Here is a 12,477-nt window from a genome sequence, read left to right as displayed (position 1 = left end):
GGGCATGTGACGCATGCGCGACGACGCAACGACAGCACGTCGTTGCGTTACAACCAGCGTTTGCATGGCTTCACGCGAAGAACGCGCGTGAGCACAAACGCGCTAAAGCTGCGTGTTCGATTCAATCCGTGCCGAAGTAACGGCTGGATGACGGCGCGTGTCCACAGACCTCGCGCTTCATGCGAAGTCGCTTGCGAACTCTACGCAGTTGGCTGCGCCGGCGCCTTGCGCTTCACCCGCTTGATGGTGCCGGAGAAGGTGAACAGCGGCCGCTCGGCCGAGGTCAGCATGCCGCGCACGAAGATCAGCGACATGCCGGCGCGGGTGACCTCGCCGGAGCATTCGATCAGGTCGCCCTCGCGGGCCGCGTCGAGGAATTCCGAGGCGAACGACACCGTGACGCCGGGGCCCTGGAGCACCGAGCCGGCGAGCGCGAACAGGCAGTAATCCGCAAAGGTCATGAAGCAGCCGCCGTGGACGTTGCCGCCGCCGTTGAGGTGCTTCTTGGCGACCCGGAACGCACAGGCGATGCGGCCGTTCTCGTCCATGCGGTGGTAAAACGGGCCGGAATGGCTCTCGAAATTGTCCCGGGTCCAGGTTCGCCAGCCGGCGAATTCGCCATCGGTTTCGACGTGCAGGTCGGGGCGGCGGTTGAATGCGGTCTCTAGCGCGGTCTTGGCGAGCTCGTTCACGAAATTTGGCCTTCAATTATCGGGTTCGGGTCCTTAAATCCGATCCATCCCCATTGTGCAAATCCCGGGAGCGAATCCCGGGCCGCGTCCAACCGCCGCAAAGCTCTGGACAGGCCGGAAATGGGCCGTAAAAGGCCTTTTCGCCCCCGTTCGATCTACCTATTAAGGGTCCCATGACCGCGCCCAAGAACGAACTGAAGAACGAGCCCCAGATCACCCCCGAACTCGTCGCCGCCCACGGGCTGAAGCCGGACGAGTACGAGCGCATCCTCAAGCTGATCGGGCGGGTTCCGACCTTCACCGAGCTCGGCATCTTCTCGGCGATGTGGAATGAGCATTGCTCGTACAAGTCGTCCCGAATCCATCTCCGCGGCCTGCCGACCAAGGCCCCCTGGGTGATCCAGGGCCCCGGCGAGAATGCCGGTGTGATCGATATCGGCGACGGCCAGGCCGTGGTCTTCAAGATGGAGAGCCACAACCATCCGAGCTACATCGAGCCGTACCAGGGCGCGACCACCGGCGTCGGTGGCATCCTGCGCGACGTCTTCACCATGGGTGCGCGCCCGATCGCCTGCCTGAATGCGCTGAGCTTCGGCGCTCCGGAGCACCCCAAGACCCGGCACCTGGTGTCCGGCGTGGTCGCGGGCGTCGGCGGCTACGGCAATTCGTTCGGGGTGCCGACGGTCGGCGGCCAGGTCCGTTTCCACACCCGCTACGACGGCAACATCCTGGTCAACGCGATGGCGGTGGGCCTCGCCGACGCCGACAAGATCTTCTACGCGGCGGCCTCCGGCGTGAACATGCCGATCGTCTATCTCGGCTCCAAGACCGGCCGCGACGGCATCCACGGCGCCTCGATGGCCTCGGCCGAGTTCGACGATGCCTCCGAGGAGAAGCGCCCGACCGTGCAGGTCGGCGATCCCTTCGCCGAGAAGCTGTTGCTGGAAGCCTGCCTCGAGATCATGGCTGCCGATTGCGTGGTCGCGATCCAGGATATGGGTGCGGCCGGCCTGACCTGCTCGGCGGTCGAGATGGGCGCCAAGGGCGATCTCGGCGTCGATCTCCACCTCGACGCGGTGCCGACCCGCGAGACCGGCATGAGCGCCTACGAGATGATGCTCTCGGAGAGCCAGGAGCGCATGCTCATGGTGCTCAAGCCCGAGAAGGAGAAAGAGGCCGAGGCGATCTTCCGCAAATGGGGGCTCGATTTCGCGATCGTCGGCTACACCACGCCGACCAAGCGCTTCGTCGTCAAGCACGGCGGCGACGTGATGGCCGATCTGCCGATCAAGGAACTCGGTGACGAGGCGCCGGTCTATGACCGTCCGCACGTCGCCTCGGCGGCGCTGCCGGTGATCCGCGGCCAGGACGTCAAGCCGCCGCTCGGCATTGCCGACGCGCTGACCAAGCTGATCGGCACCCCCGAACTGTGCTCGAAGCGCTGGGTCTGGGAGCAGTACGACCACGTCATCCTCGGCAATACGATGCAGCGCCCCGGCGGCGATGCCGCAGTGGTCCGCGTCGAGGACGGGCCGAAGGGACTTGCGCTCACCGTCGACGTCACGCCGCGCTACTGCGAGGCCGATCCGTTCGAGGGCGGCAAGCAGGCGGTGGCCGAAGCCTGGCGCAACATCACCGCGGTCGGCGGCCGGCCGCTCGCGATCACCGACAATCTCAATTTCGGCAACCCTGAGCGGCCCGAGATCATGGGCCAGTTCGTCGGCTGCCTGAAGGGTATTGCGGAAGCCTGCATTGCACTGGACTTTCCGGTCGTGTCCGGCAACGTCTCGCTCTACAACGAGACCAACGGCCGCGGCATCCTGCCGACGCCCTCGATCGGCGGCGTCGGCGTGCTCGACGACTTCACCAAGTCCGCGACGCTGGCGTTCAAGGCGGCGGGCGAGGCGATCCTGTTGGTCGGCGATACGCAAGGCTGGCTCGGCCAGTCGGTCTATCTGCGCGATGTCTGTGGCCGCGAGGAGGGCGCTCCGCCGCCGGTCGATCTCGCCACCGAGAAGCGCAATGGCGACGTGGTGCGCGGCATGATCCGCGCCGGCACCGCGACCGCGGTACACGACGTCTCCGACGGCGGGCTTTTGATCGCGCTGGCCGAGATGGCGATCGCAAGCGGCATCGGCGCGCAGCTCCTGGCGGCGCCGTCCTCGATCGTGCCGCATGCCTATTGGTATGGCGAGGATCAGGCCCGCTACATCGTCACCGTGCCGGCCGCCGACGCAGGCCTCGTGCTGGCGAAGATGAAGGGCGCCGGCGTGCCCTGCGCACGGATCGGCACCACCGGCGGCGATGCGATTGCGGTTGCGGGCGAGGCGCCGGTGGCGGTCGAAAGCCTGTCCAATGCCTTCGAGCACTGGCTGCCGAACTACATGCACGGCACGGCCGCCTGATCCGGCGGGATCAGGCGCTGCAACGTCGAGCGAATCTCAATAGCGCGATGACCCGTCATCGCGCTATTTCCTTTTGTTCTAGCCGGATCGCGTCAGGTCGCGCCGCGGACCGCGCGCCACGCAAAGATGATGACGCAGGCACCGACGAAGCCGGCAATGAGATAGCTGAGCCATCCTCCGCCGAGCGACACGCCGAGCAGACCCAACAGCCAGTTCGCGAGCGCCGCGCCGACGATGCCGAGGATGATGTTCATGAAGATGCCGGTTCCGGACTTCATGAACATCTCGGCGAGCCAGCCGGCCAATCCGCCGACGATGATGGCGGCGATCCATCCAACTTGAGGGTCGTTCATCTCAGGACTCCTAGGGTCAAGCAGTCCGGCCAGCATACCCGAGAATCACCCGGTGGCATGTGACCAATGGCAGGTTGTGCGCAACTTGTCGGTCGCGGTCCTGCCGTCAGCCTTGCCGCTTGGAGCGCTGTCATTGATCAGCCTGTCGCGGCAGATGTGGGAGTGCCGCCGCGAAGGGAAGCTAGAGCACGTATTTGGCGCCCGGCAGCTTGCGCAGCAGGGTGGTGAGGGCCCAGCTCAGTGCCACGGTGGCGAAGAACGCGATCGCGGCCTTTGCGATCGCCGGCAGCTCCATGTCGAACAGCCAGTATTGCAGCCACAGCACGATCGGATAGTGCACCAGGAACATGCCGTAGGCGTCGCTCTGCATGCGGTCGAGCAGCGTCGGCCCCGGCGCCTTCGATTGTACGAAGTAGGCCAGGATCGCGAACAGGATCGAGGCGCTGAACAGCACGTAGAAGCTGCCGTAGATCGCGAGATACCAGGCGGGCAGCGGATCCGGGTTACCGATGATCCCTCGCTTGATGTAGATCATCACCCACATCATCGCGTAGGGGATCAGCGTGATGCCGGTCCAGAACCAGCGCCGCTCGGTCAACCGTCCATGCGCGCTGAGCACGCCGCTCTCGAAGTTTGCCGCCCCGACGCCCGCACCAACGAAGAAATAGCACGCATACAGCAGCACGCGGCTGGCCTGCACCGAGAACGGTCCGAACTCGAACCAGTAGTTCTGGCCATAGGTGACCAGCATCGGCAGGTAGGCGGCGGCACTGACCACGACCAGGAACAGCCAGAACTTCGAGGGACGTTCAAATCCCTTGATCGACAGACGGTTGATCGGATCGAGCAGACGCGACGACACCCGGTACAGCAGGCTCGCGGTGAGGTCGAAGGTCATCAGGACATAGACGAACCAGATCGGGCCGCTCGGCCACGGCCCGGCCGTCATGGTCTTCCACCAGAATTCGGAGAAGGTCAGATCCGGCGTCGAGCGCAGCGCGATCGCGTAATAGGCGATCGGGATCACGGTGACCGCGCAGACGACGAAGGGCAGGCCGAGCCGCAGCAGCCGGTCGCGCAGGAAGATCAGCCACGGCTTGTTGCCGAGCCCGGGCCAGACGAACAGCCCCGACAGGAAGAAGAACATCGCCATGAAGAAGCTGTCGGTGGCGAGCACCACGCAGTCGAAGCCGATCCACGACGTCGGGTCGGTGTGCCCGAAATGGGTGTAGGGGATCACGGCGTGATGCAGCAGCACGACCAGCGTCAGGAAGGTGCGTGCGCGGTCGAGGGCGACATTGCGCTTGTGGAGCTTCGGTGCTGCCTGGACGTCGACGGCCGGAGCCGCGTGAGCAATCGATTTCATGGTGCCCCCAGCCGGATCTGCAGCCTGATGTTGCAGTCGGGAACTCGATTCAGCAAGGCCAAATCGGCCCGTTTCCGTGGTGTCGAGGTCGGCCATCTCAGCGTTTTTGTTTCGTTTTGGAACCGGGTTCGGGAGCCGGCGTTATCGGCGGACGCGCAAAGCGCGCGCGGTTGGTGGAGCAAGCAATGACATTGCTGAAATGGGCGTTGATCTTCCTGGTCGTCTCGATCATCGCGGGCTTGCTCGGCTTCACCGGCATCTCAGCCGCCTCCGCCGATATCGCGCGCTTCCTGTTCTACGTGTTCGTCGTGATCTTCCTGGTGCTCCTGATCCTCGGGCTCACAGTCTTCAGGGTGTAGGTGCGCGATCGGCTCGCCGAAAATGCCCGGGCCTGGCTCGGGCATTTGCGTGCTTCAGGCGGGGTAAGCCTCGCGGCAGGCGCGGTGGTCTAGGCGACTTCCTCGATCTTCACCTTGTCCGGATAGAAGGCGAGGTGGCCTGTGATCTCGGTCATGGCCGGGAACGGCTCCTCATAGGTCCAGATCGCATTGTCCAGCGTCTTGCCGTTGGCCTTGATGCTGAAATAGCTCGCATCCCCCTTATAGGGGCAATGCGTGGTCCGCTCGGTACGGGTCAAAAGCGCCATGTTGGCGTCCTGCCGGGGGACATATTGCACGGCCGGATAGCTCGCTTCCTTCAGGGTCAGCGCATGGCTGGTCTCGGCGATCACGACGCCGTCGGCGGTGACGCGGACGCGCTTGGCATTTGGCGTGATCGTGATCGGATGGTCGGGGCCGGGGAGCTTCATGATTCTGCGCCTCTTCTGGTCATTTCGGCGTGATGGCTTGTGACCGATTGATGCAGGTTTAAATCGCTGGGAATGGGAATATAGTGTGCGGCAGGATGACCTAGAAGACCTCAGGCGCTAGGTTTTACCTGCATGGCTGCCAAGCCAGCCATGATTCGAACGACCCTGACGGAGGTGGACTGGGATGCCGATGGACGCCCGTGATATCGAATCGATGATCAAGGCAGCGATCCCCGATGCCGAGGTGACGATCCGCGATCTGGCCGGCGACGGCGACCACTACGCGGCCACTGTCATATCCGAGTCATTCCGCGGCAAGTCCCGCGTCCAGCAGCATCAGATCGTCTATCAGTCGCTGAAGGGCCAGATGGGCGGCGTGCTGCATGCGCTGGCGCTGCAGACCGGGGTGCCGGGCGGCTAGGCCCTCAAGGCCGGCGGGCGGGGGCCTCGGGCGATGACAGACAATCCGCGCGGCGCGATGTTTCGCGTCATCGTGCCGAACCAGCACAGCCGCGTCACCAATGCCGAGCTGTTCTTCGACCTCGTCTTCGTCTTCGCCGTCACGCAGCTGTCGCACACGCTGCTGCACCACTTCACCCCGCTGGGCGCGGTGCAGGTCACGCTGCTGTTCCTCGCGGTGTGGTGGGTGTGGGTCTACACCACCTGGGTCACCAACTGGCTCAATCCCGAGCTGACGCCGGTCCGCCTGCTGCTGTTCGTGCTGATGCTGGGCGGGCTGTTGCTGTCGACCTCGATCCCGACCGCCTTCGAGGGGCGCGGGCTGTGGTTCGCCGGGACCTATGCCGCGATGCAGGTCGGCCGCACCGCGTTCTGGCTGCTGGCGACACCGCGGCGCCGAACGGCGGTGCGCCACAATGCGATTCGCATCCTGACCTGGCTGTCCGGCTCGGCCGTGCTGTGGGTTCTCGGCGGCTTCGCCGAGCACGAGACGCGGATGTGGCTCTGGATCGCGGCGCTGGCCATCGAATATGTCGCGCCGGCGCTGCGGTTCTGGACCCCAGGACTGGGCTTCTCCTCGATGGAGGCGTGGTCGGTCGAGGGCGGCCATATGGCCGAGCGCTGTGCCGGCTTCATCATCATTGCGCTCGGCGAGGCGATCGTGGTCGACGGCGCGACCTTTGCCGAGCTGACCTGGACCCCGGAGAATGTCGCAGCCTTCCTCTCGGCGCTGATCGGCAGCATCGCGATGTGGTGGATCTATTTCCACAAGGGCGCCGAGGCCGGCTCGGAGATGATCTCCAAGTCCGACGAGTCCGGCCGCGTGGCGCGGATCGCCTACACCTATCTGCACATGCCGATTGTCGGTGGCATCATCCTGACCGCGGTCGCCGACGAGCTGGTGCTGAAGCACCCTGGCGGCCATACCGATCTCAAGACGATCGTGAGCTCGGTCGGCGGCCCGGCGCTGTTCCTGGTCGGGACCATCCTGTTCAAATATGTGATCCGCAACTTCCTGCAGCTCTCCCACGGCGTCGGCATCGTCGCGCTGGCGATCACAGCGTACTTTGCCCGTGACATGTCGCCGCTGGTGCTCTCGATCGTCACCACCGCGATCATGATCATGGTCGCGGCATGGGAGTCGATCTCGCTGCGGTCGACCGGGGAAGAGGACTAGCGGCGGCCGCTACCCGTGTCCCGCCGTTGCCACGCGGTGCTGCCAATACACGAACAGCGGCGCGCCGATCACTTCGAGCGCGGTGAAGCCCACGAAGGGCAGCGGCGGGGTGCCTACCATCACCATCGACAGCAGCCTGCCGATGCCGCCGAGGAAGATGCCGCCCCAGACCACGCGAAACAGCACACTCTCGCTTTCGATGCGCGGCACCAGCCAGAGCAGAGCGAGGCCGAGGCCGAGCCAGACCCCGCCGAAGAAGCGCAGATTGCTGTCCAGCACCGGCAGCGCCGGCACACCAGACGAGGCATAAAGCGGATCGCTGACGCCGAGCATGGTGATGATGCCCGTCAGGATGGGCACCAGAGCCAGCACCGCTGTCGCAATCTGCAGCGCGCGCCGGGTCATGATCGTGCCCCGTCCTGGTCAGGTGCTAGTCGGCGACCAGCGCGTGCACCGAGAACATCGTGTTGGCGTCGGTCCAGCTGTTGCGCACCTTCCAGCCCGCGCTGCGGGCCAGCGCGGTGAAACGCTCGAGCGAGTATTTGTAGCTGTTCTCGGTGTGAATGCTCTCGCCCGGACGAAACGCGAAGGTGTTGCCGAGGATCCGTACGGTCTGCGCCTTGCGGCTGATCAAATGCATCTCGATGCGATGGCGATCGCGGTTGTAGATCGAGCGATGGGTGAAGCCCGAGAGATCAAAATTGCCTCCGAGCTCGCGGTTGATGCGCACCAGCACATTGAGGTTGAAACGCGCGGTGACGCCGGCCGCATCGTTATAGGCATCGTACAGCACGCGCTCGTCCTTCTCGAGGTCGACGCCGATGATCATCTGCGCGCCGTGGCCGAGGATCTGGCGTGCGCTGCGCAGGAAGGCCAGGGCCTCGCTCGGCTCGAAATTGCCGAGCGTCGAGCCGGGGAAGAAGCCGACCTTCGGCATCGCGGCGACGGCCTCCGGCAACGCGAACGGCGTGGTGAAGTCGGCCGCGACCGGATAGATGCCGAGACCGGGGAAATCCTTGCGCAAGCCGTCGGCTTGCGCTTTCAGGAAATCGCCGGATATGTCGACCGGCACATAGGCTGCGAATTGGCAATGCTCGAGCAGCAGGCGCACCTTGGTGGTGGCGCCGGCGCCGAACTCGACCAGCGCCGCACCGTCCGGGATCGTCGCGGCGATCTCGTCGCCGCGATCGCGCAGGATGCCGAGCTCGGTGCGCGTCGGATAATATTCCGGCAGCACCGTGATCTGCTCGAACAGCTCCGAGCCGGTGGCGTCATAGAAATATTTCGGCGACAGCCGTTTCGGGTGACGGGCGAGGTTGCCGATCACGTCGCCGGCAAATGCCGAGGTCGCTTCGTCGAACGGATACGCTTTGGCCAAAGCGGCGGCATGCACATTCATGATACTCTCCTGAACGCGCTTACCGGCGCGCACTTGATGTCGACAGGATTAGATCAGGCGTAGTCGGCGAGGCGTAACCCCGTGAATTGCCAGCGATGGTGTGGATAGAAGAAGTTGCGGTAGGTGACACGGCTGTGACCTGATGGCGTCGCCAGCGATGAGCCGCGCAGCACCAGCTGGTTGACCATGAACTTGCCGTTGTATTCACCGAGCGCGCCTTCGATCGCGCGGTAGCCCGGGTAGGGTGAATAGGCGCTGCGGGTCCATTGCCAGACGATGCCGTAGGCGTCGTTGAGCAGGCCGGCGCGCGCCGCGACCTCCCATTCCATCTCGGTCGGCAGATGCTTGCCGGCCCAGCGGGCGAAGGCGTCGGCTTCGTAGTAGCTGACGTGGCAGACGGGAGCGCGCGGATCGATGGCTTGCAGGCCGCCGAGCGTCATGATCTTCCACTCGCCGTCGATCTCGCGCCAGTGACCGGGCGCCTGCCAGCCCTCATTGCTCACCGTGCCGAAGCCATCCATCAGCCACAGCGTGGCGGTGGAATAGCCGCCGTCCTTCATGAAGGCGAGCCAGTCGGCATTGGTGACGAGGTTCTTCGCAAGCTTGACCGGACCGACCAGCGCGCGATGCGCGGGCTTCTCATTGTCGAAATGGAAGCTGTCATCGGCGTGCCCCACCGTGTGGATGCCTTCGTTGAGCGTCACCCATTCGTCCGCGCCGCGATGCGACGCCGGGAAGTGCCAGGCCGGATCGTAGGCCGGCGGGATCGGGTTCTGCGCGAACGCGTGCAGGATGTCGGTGTACATCAGCTCCTGATGCTGCTGCTCGTGATTGAGGCCGACCTCGACCAGCGGCACCAGCGCTGCGAGCTTTTCAGGTGCGGCGGTCTGGAAGAACTTCACCACCTCGGCGTCGACATGGCGGCGATAGGCGGTGACTTCGTCGGCGGTCGGGCGGGTCAGATGACCGCGCTGGTGGCGGGCATGCCGGGGGCCGGCGGTGACGTAATAGGAATTGAACAGATAGGCGTAGTCCGGGTGGAACGGCGTGTAGCCTTTGACATGCTCGCCGAGCAGAAACTGCTCGAAGAACCAGGTCGTATGGGCGCGGTGCCACTTGGCGGGGCTCGCATCCGGCATCGACTGGATTAGCTGGTCTTCGGGGGATAGCGGCGCGACCCGGCGCTCGGTCTCGTCGCGGACCGTGCGATAGGCGTCGACCAGGCGCTGGGCAAGCGGCCCGGATTCGGAGGAAAGTGACGGGGAGGCCGCGGAATGGGCTGCGGCCGCGGCAGAGGCTGGTTTCGTCACGAGGGTCTCCGATTCGAGGGAGAGAACGTTGCTTCGGCAATCTGGTTCCTGACGGACAGTTCGTCCTAGATAGGGGCTCCGTTACGGGAAAAAAGCCTCCCCTCCGATGATATTGGGCCCGTCAGATAATCCCGGCGCCTTTTGGGGCCCCGTCCAGCCCCCGCCGCATGCCAGATTTCCGCCATTTTGCTTTGGATGCACAATGGTTTGAGCTACATATATAGCCAGTCACGGGTTAGAAGGGCGGGCCGGCCCGTTAAGGCCTGAGAGCGCCGCCTACGCAAGGAAGCGAAAATGAGCATCGAGCAATTCATCGACAACGAAGTGAAGTCGAACGACGTCGTGCTGTTCATGAAGGGCACGCCGCAATTCCCGCAGTGCGGGTTTTCCGGACAGGTCGTGCAGATCCTCGATCACATCGGTGTCGGCTACAAAGGTCTCAACGTTCTCGAATCCGCCGAGCTGCGCAACGGCATCAAGGTCTATTCGAACTGGCCGACGATCCCGCAGCTCTATGTGAAGGGCGAGTTCGTCGGCGGTTGCGACATCATCCGCGAGATGTTCCAGGCCGGTGAATTGCAGCAGCTGTTTGCCGACAAGGGTATCCCGGTCGACGTGGCTGCCTGACCTTGACCGCGCGCCGGATCGGCAAGGCGCGGCTCGACGTCATCGTTACCGACATCACAACCTTACGCGTTGACGCCATCGTCAACGCGGCCAATTTATCGCTGCTCGGTGGCGGCGGCGTCGATGGCGCGATCCATCGCGCCGCGGGCCCCGAGTTGCTCGCCGAGTGCCGCACGCTCCATGGCTGCGCGACGGGCGATGCCAAGATCACCGGGGGTTATCGGCTTCCCGCAGGGCATGTGATCCACGCGGTTGGCCCGATCTGGCACGGTGGCACCCAGAACGAGGATGCGCTGCTCGCGTCCTGTTATCGTCGCGGCATCGAGCTTTGCCACGCTAACCAACTCGCTTCCATTGCATTTCCCGCCATTTCGACCGGCGTCTATCGCTTCCCGGCAGACCGTGCTGCGGGCATTGCGATCAAGGCCGTGGTCGATGCCCTGGCGGCCGCACCCGGCGTCACGCGGGTGACTTTCTGCTGCTTTTCGGCCCCGAGTGGCGAGCTTCATCAGAAGGTCCTAGACGGCCTCGGGAGCCCTTGTGCCTGATGATACCGCCGCTACACTTCTCCGTGATTTCCGGAGAGGGATAGCTCGAATGCATTCATTTCGTTTGATGTGCGCGGCCGCGGTCGCGGCCGTGGTGCTTGCGGCGCCGGCGTTCTCGCACACCGAGGGCACCTATGAGATCCCGGCGGGTGCACATTTCAACCCAGACAAGCTCGCCAAGATCAGCGAGTTCTTCAAGAACGAGGTCGCGACCGGAAAGATTCCGGGCGCCATCGTCCTGATCCAGCAGCACGGCAAGCCGGTCTATCACGAGGCCTTCGGCGTGCAGGACGTGGTCAGCAAGGTGCCGATCACGGACAAGACCATCTTCCGCCTGGCGTCGATGTCCAAGTCGATCACCGCTGTGGCCTCGATGCAGCTGCTGGAGGAGGGCAAATACAAGCTCGACGATCCCGTCTCGAAATACATTCCCTCCTTTGCCAACATGAAGGTCGGGGTCGAGAAGAAGGCCGAGGACGGTACCAAGACACTCGAGCTGGTGCCGTTGAAGCGACCGATCACGATCCTCGATCTGATGACGCATACGTCCGGCATCACCTACGGCTTCTATGGCGACAGCCTGGTCCGCAAGGCCTACAAGGCGGCCGATATCTATGGCGGCGATTTCGATCTCGCTGAATTCGCCGAGCGGATCGCCAAGTTGCCGCTGCACAACCAGCCAGGCGAGCTCTGGCAATACGGTCATTCCACCGACATCCTGGCGCGCGTGATGGAAGTGGCCACCGGCGAGAAGCTCTCGACGATCGAGCAGGAAAGGCTGCTTGGCCCGCTCGGCATGAAAGACACCGGCTTCTTCGTCACCGATCCCGAGAAGCAGAAGCTGATGGCCGAGCCGATGCCGAACGACAGCGATTTCCGGGTCGGCCGGGTCAACGATCCGACCAAGGTCAAGAAATGGGAATCCGCCAGCGGCGGCATGGTCTCGACCATGGCGGATTATTCGCGCTTCGCCCAGATGCTGCTCAATGGCGGGACGTTCGACGGCAAGACCATCATGAAGCCGGAAACGTTCAAGGAATTGACGACGGATCGCGTCGGCCCGAACTCCGGCGTCGCGCGCGACTTTTTCTATTTCCCTGGCGACGGCTTTGGCTTCGGGCTGGGGATTGCGGTGCGCACCGATCCGGGCACTGCGAAGCCGCCGCCGCCCGGCGATCTCGGCGAGCTGAAATGGGATGGAGCGAGCGGTTGCTATTATGTCATCGATCGCAAGCAGGACTTCTTCTTCGTCCTCCTGGAGCAGACGCCGACCGAGCGCCAGCGCATCCAGCGGACGTTGAAGCAGCTCGTCTATGAAGCGATGGAGAACTGA

Annotated in this window: 14 protein-coding genes; 7 read left to right on the top strand and 7 right to left on the bottom strand. The window is 64.1% G+C overall.

Going from position 1 to position 12,477, the window contains the following annotated elements:
- Positions 1 to 200 precede the first annotated feature (200 nt).
- Positions 201 to 692, bottom strand: a complete 492-nt coding sequence (locus tag JQ616_RS14850) for a PaaI family thioesterase (RefSeq protein WP_212015440.1) — start codon at positions 690 to 692, stop codon at positions 201 to 203.
- A 194-nt stretch (positions 693 to 886) separates the two neighbouring features.
- Here JQ616_RS14850 and purL point away from each other — a divergent pair, with 194 nt between their 5' ends.
- Positions 887 to 3,097 (top strand): phosphoribosylformylglycinamidine synthase subunit PurL, encoded by a 2,211-nt coding sequence (gene purL / locus JQ616_RS14845; protein ID WP_212016309.1) that lies wholly within the window; start codon positions 887 to 889, stop codon positions 3,095 to 3,097.
- A gap of 92 nt (positions 3,098 to 3,189) precedes the next feature.
- Here purL and JQ616_RS14840 read toward each other — a convergent pair whose 3' ends face one another.
- A complete protein-coding gene (locus JQ616_RS14840; RefSeq protein ID WP_212015439.1) occupies positions 3,190 to 3,450 on the bottom strand; it encodes a GlsB/YeaQ/YmgE family stress response membrane protein in 261 nt (86 codons plus the stop codon).
- A 181-nt stretch (positions 3,451 to 3,631) separates the two neighbouring features.
- Positions 3,632 to 4,816: an acyltransferase family protein gene (locus JQ616_RS14835; protein ID WP_212015438.1), complete on the bottom strand. Its 1,185-nt coding sequence runs from the start codon at positions 4,814 to 4,816 to the stop codon at positions 3,632 to 3,634.
- 185 nt (positions 4,817 to 5,001) lie between these two features.
- On the opposite strand from JQ616_RS14835, the gene JQ616_RS14830 reads away from it, so the two are divergent.
- A complete protein-coding gene (locus JQ616_RS14830; RefSeq protein WP_212015437.1) occupies positions 5,002 to 5,175 on the top strand; it encodes a DUF1328 domain-containing protein in 174 nt (57 codons plus the stop codon).
- Positions 5,176 to 5,264: 89 nt separating this feature from the next.
- Here the strand turns inward: JQ616_RS14830 and JQ616_RS14825 are convergent, their stop codons facing one another.
- Positions 5,265 to 5,624: a DUF427 domain-containing protein gene (locus tag JQ616_RS14825; protein ID WP_212015436.1), complete on the bottom strand. Its 360-nt coding sequence runs from the start codon at positions 5,622 to 5,624 to the stop codon at positions 5,265 to 5,267.
- A gap of 184 nt (positions 5,625 to 5,808) precedes the next feature.
- Here JQ616_RS14825 and JQ616_RS14820 point away from each other — a divergent pair, with 184 nt between their 5' ends.
- Both JQ616_RS14820 and JQ616_RS14815 read left to right on the top strand, forming a co-directional pair.
- Positions 5,809 to 6,045 (top strand): BolA family protein, encoded by a 237-nt coding sequence (locus JQ616_RS14820; RefSeq protein ID WP_212015434.1) that lies wholly within the window; start codon positions 5,809 to 5,811, stop codon positions 6,043 to 6,045.
- 33 nt (positions 6,046 to 6,078) lie between these two features.
- Positions 6,079 to 7,260: a low temperature requirement protein A gene (locus JQ616_RS14815; RefSeq protein ID WP_212015432.1), complete on the top strand. Its 1,182-nt coding sequence runs from the start codon at positions 6,079 to 6,081 to the stop codon at positions 7,258 to 7,260.
- 9 nt (positions 7,261 to 7,269) lie between these two features.
- On the opposite strand, the gene JQ616_RS14810 is transcribed toward JQ616_RS14815, so the two are convergent.
- Genes JQ616_RS14810 through egtB form a run of 3 tightly spaced genes read right to left on the bottom strand, consistent with a single transcriptional unit; the run spans position 7,270 to position 9,969 of the window.
- Positions 7,270 to 7,665: a DUF4345 domain-containing protein gene (locus JQ616_RS14810; RefSeq protein WP_212015430.1), complete on the bottom strand. Its 396-nt coding sequence runs from the start codon at positions 7,663 to 7,665 to the stop codon at positions 7,270 to 7,272.
- Positions 7,666 to 7,690: 25 nt separating this feature from the next.
- The gene (egtD, locus tag JQ616_RS14805) at positions 7,691 to 8,659 is read right to left on the bottom strand and encodes an L-histidine N(alpha)-methyltransferase (RefSeq protein WP_212015428.1); all 969 of its coding nucleotides are present in this window, start codon (positions 8,657 to 8,659) and stop codon (positions 7,691 to 7,693) included.
- 53 nt (positions 8,660 to 8,712) lie between these two features.
- Positions 8,713 to 9,969 (bottom strand): ergothioneine biosynthesis protein EgtB, encoded by a 1,257-nt coding sequence (egtB, locus tag JQ616_RS14800; protein WP_212015426.1) that lies wholly within the window; start codon positions 9,967 to 9,969, stop codon positions 8,713 to 8,715.
- A 294-nt stretch (positions 9,970 to 10,263) separates the two neighbouring features.
- Here egtB and grxD point away from each other — a divergent pair, with 294 nt between their 5' ends.
- The 3 genes from grxD to JQ616_RS14785 are packed head-to-tail and all read left to right on the top strand — an operon-like array spanning position 10,264 to position 12,477.
- Positions 10,264 to 10,596: a Grx4 family monothiol glutaredoxin gene (gene grxD / locus JQ616_RS14795; RefSeq protein WP_016843475.1), complete on the top strand. Its 333-nt coding sequence runs from the start codon at positions 10,264 to 10,266 to the stop codon at positions 10,594 to 10,596.
- On the top strand, positions 10,593 to 11,144 hold the full coding sequence (locus JQ616_RS14790) for an O-acetyl-ADP-ribose deacetylase (RefSeq protein WP_212016308.1): 552 nt from the start codon (positions 10,593 to 10,595) through the stop codon (positions 11,142 to 11,144). Before grxD ends, JQ616_RS14790 begins: the two co-directional genes overlap by 4 nt.
- A gap of 49 nt (positions 11,145 to 11,193) precedes the next feature.
- Complete coding sequence (locus JQ616_RS14785; RefSeq protein WP_212015424.1) at positions 11,194 to 12,477, top strand: serine hydrolase domain-containing protein; 1,284 nt, start codon at positions 11,194 to 11,196, stop codon at positions 12,475 to 12,477.

It is taken from the genome of Bradyrhizobium tropiciagri (assembly GCF_018130545.1).
Taxonomy (GTDB): domain Bacteria; phylum Pseudomonadota; class Alphaproteobacteria; order Rhizobiales; family Xanthobacteraceae; genus Bradyrhizobium; species Bradyrhizobium tropiciagri_A.
This window is presented reverse-complemented; position numbering and strand designations above follow the sequence as displayed.

Excerpts from the sequence above, each read along its gene's own strand:
- JQ616_RS14840 (WP_212015439.1), bottom strand. The coding sequence starts at position 3,450 with ATGAACGACCCTCAAGTTGGATGGATCGCCGCCATCATCGTCGGCGGA.
- JQ616_RS14835 (WP_212015438.1), bottom strand. The coding sequence starts at position 4,816 with ATGAAATCGATTGCTCACGCGGCTCCGGCCGTCGACGTCCAGGCAGCA.
- JQ616_RS14830 (WP_212015437.1), top strand. The coding sequence starts at position 5,002 with ATGACATTGCTGAAATGGGCGTTGATCTTCCTGGTCGTCTCGATCATC.
- JQ616_RS14825 (WP_212015436.1), bottom strand. The coding sequence starts at position 5,624 with ATGAAGCTCCCCGGCCCCGACCATCCGATCACGATCACGCCAAATGCC.
- JQ616_RS14820 (WP_212015434.1), top strand. The coding sequence starts at position 5,809 with ATGCCGATGGACGCCCGTGATATCGAATCGATGATCAAGGCAGCGATC.
- JQ616_RS14815 (WP_212015432.1), top strand. The coding sequence starts at position 6,079 with ATGACAGACAATCCGCGCGGCGCGATGTTTCGCGTCATCGTGCCGAAC.
- JQ616_RS14810 (WP_212015430.1), bottom strand. The coding sequence starts at position 7,665 with ATGACCCGGCGCGCGCTGCAGATTGCGACAGCGGTGCTGGCTCTGGTG.
- egtD (WP_212015428.1), bottom strand. The coding sequence starts at position 8,659 with ATGAATGTGCATGCCGCCGCTTTGGCCAAAGCGTATCCGTTCGACGAA.
- grxD (WP_016843475.1), top strand. The coding sequence starts at position 10,264 with ATGAGCATCGAGCAATTCATCGACAACGAAGTGAAGTCGAACGACGTC.
- JQ616_RS14785 (WP_212015424.1), top strand. The coding sequence starts at position 11,194 with ATGCATTCATTTCGTTTGATGTGCGCGGCCGCGGTCGCGGCCGTGGTG.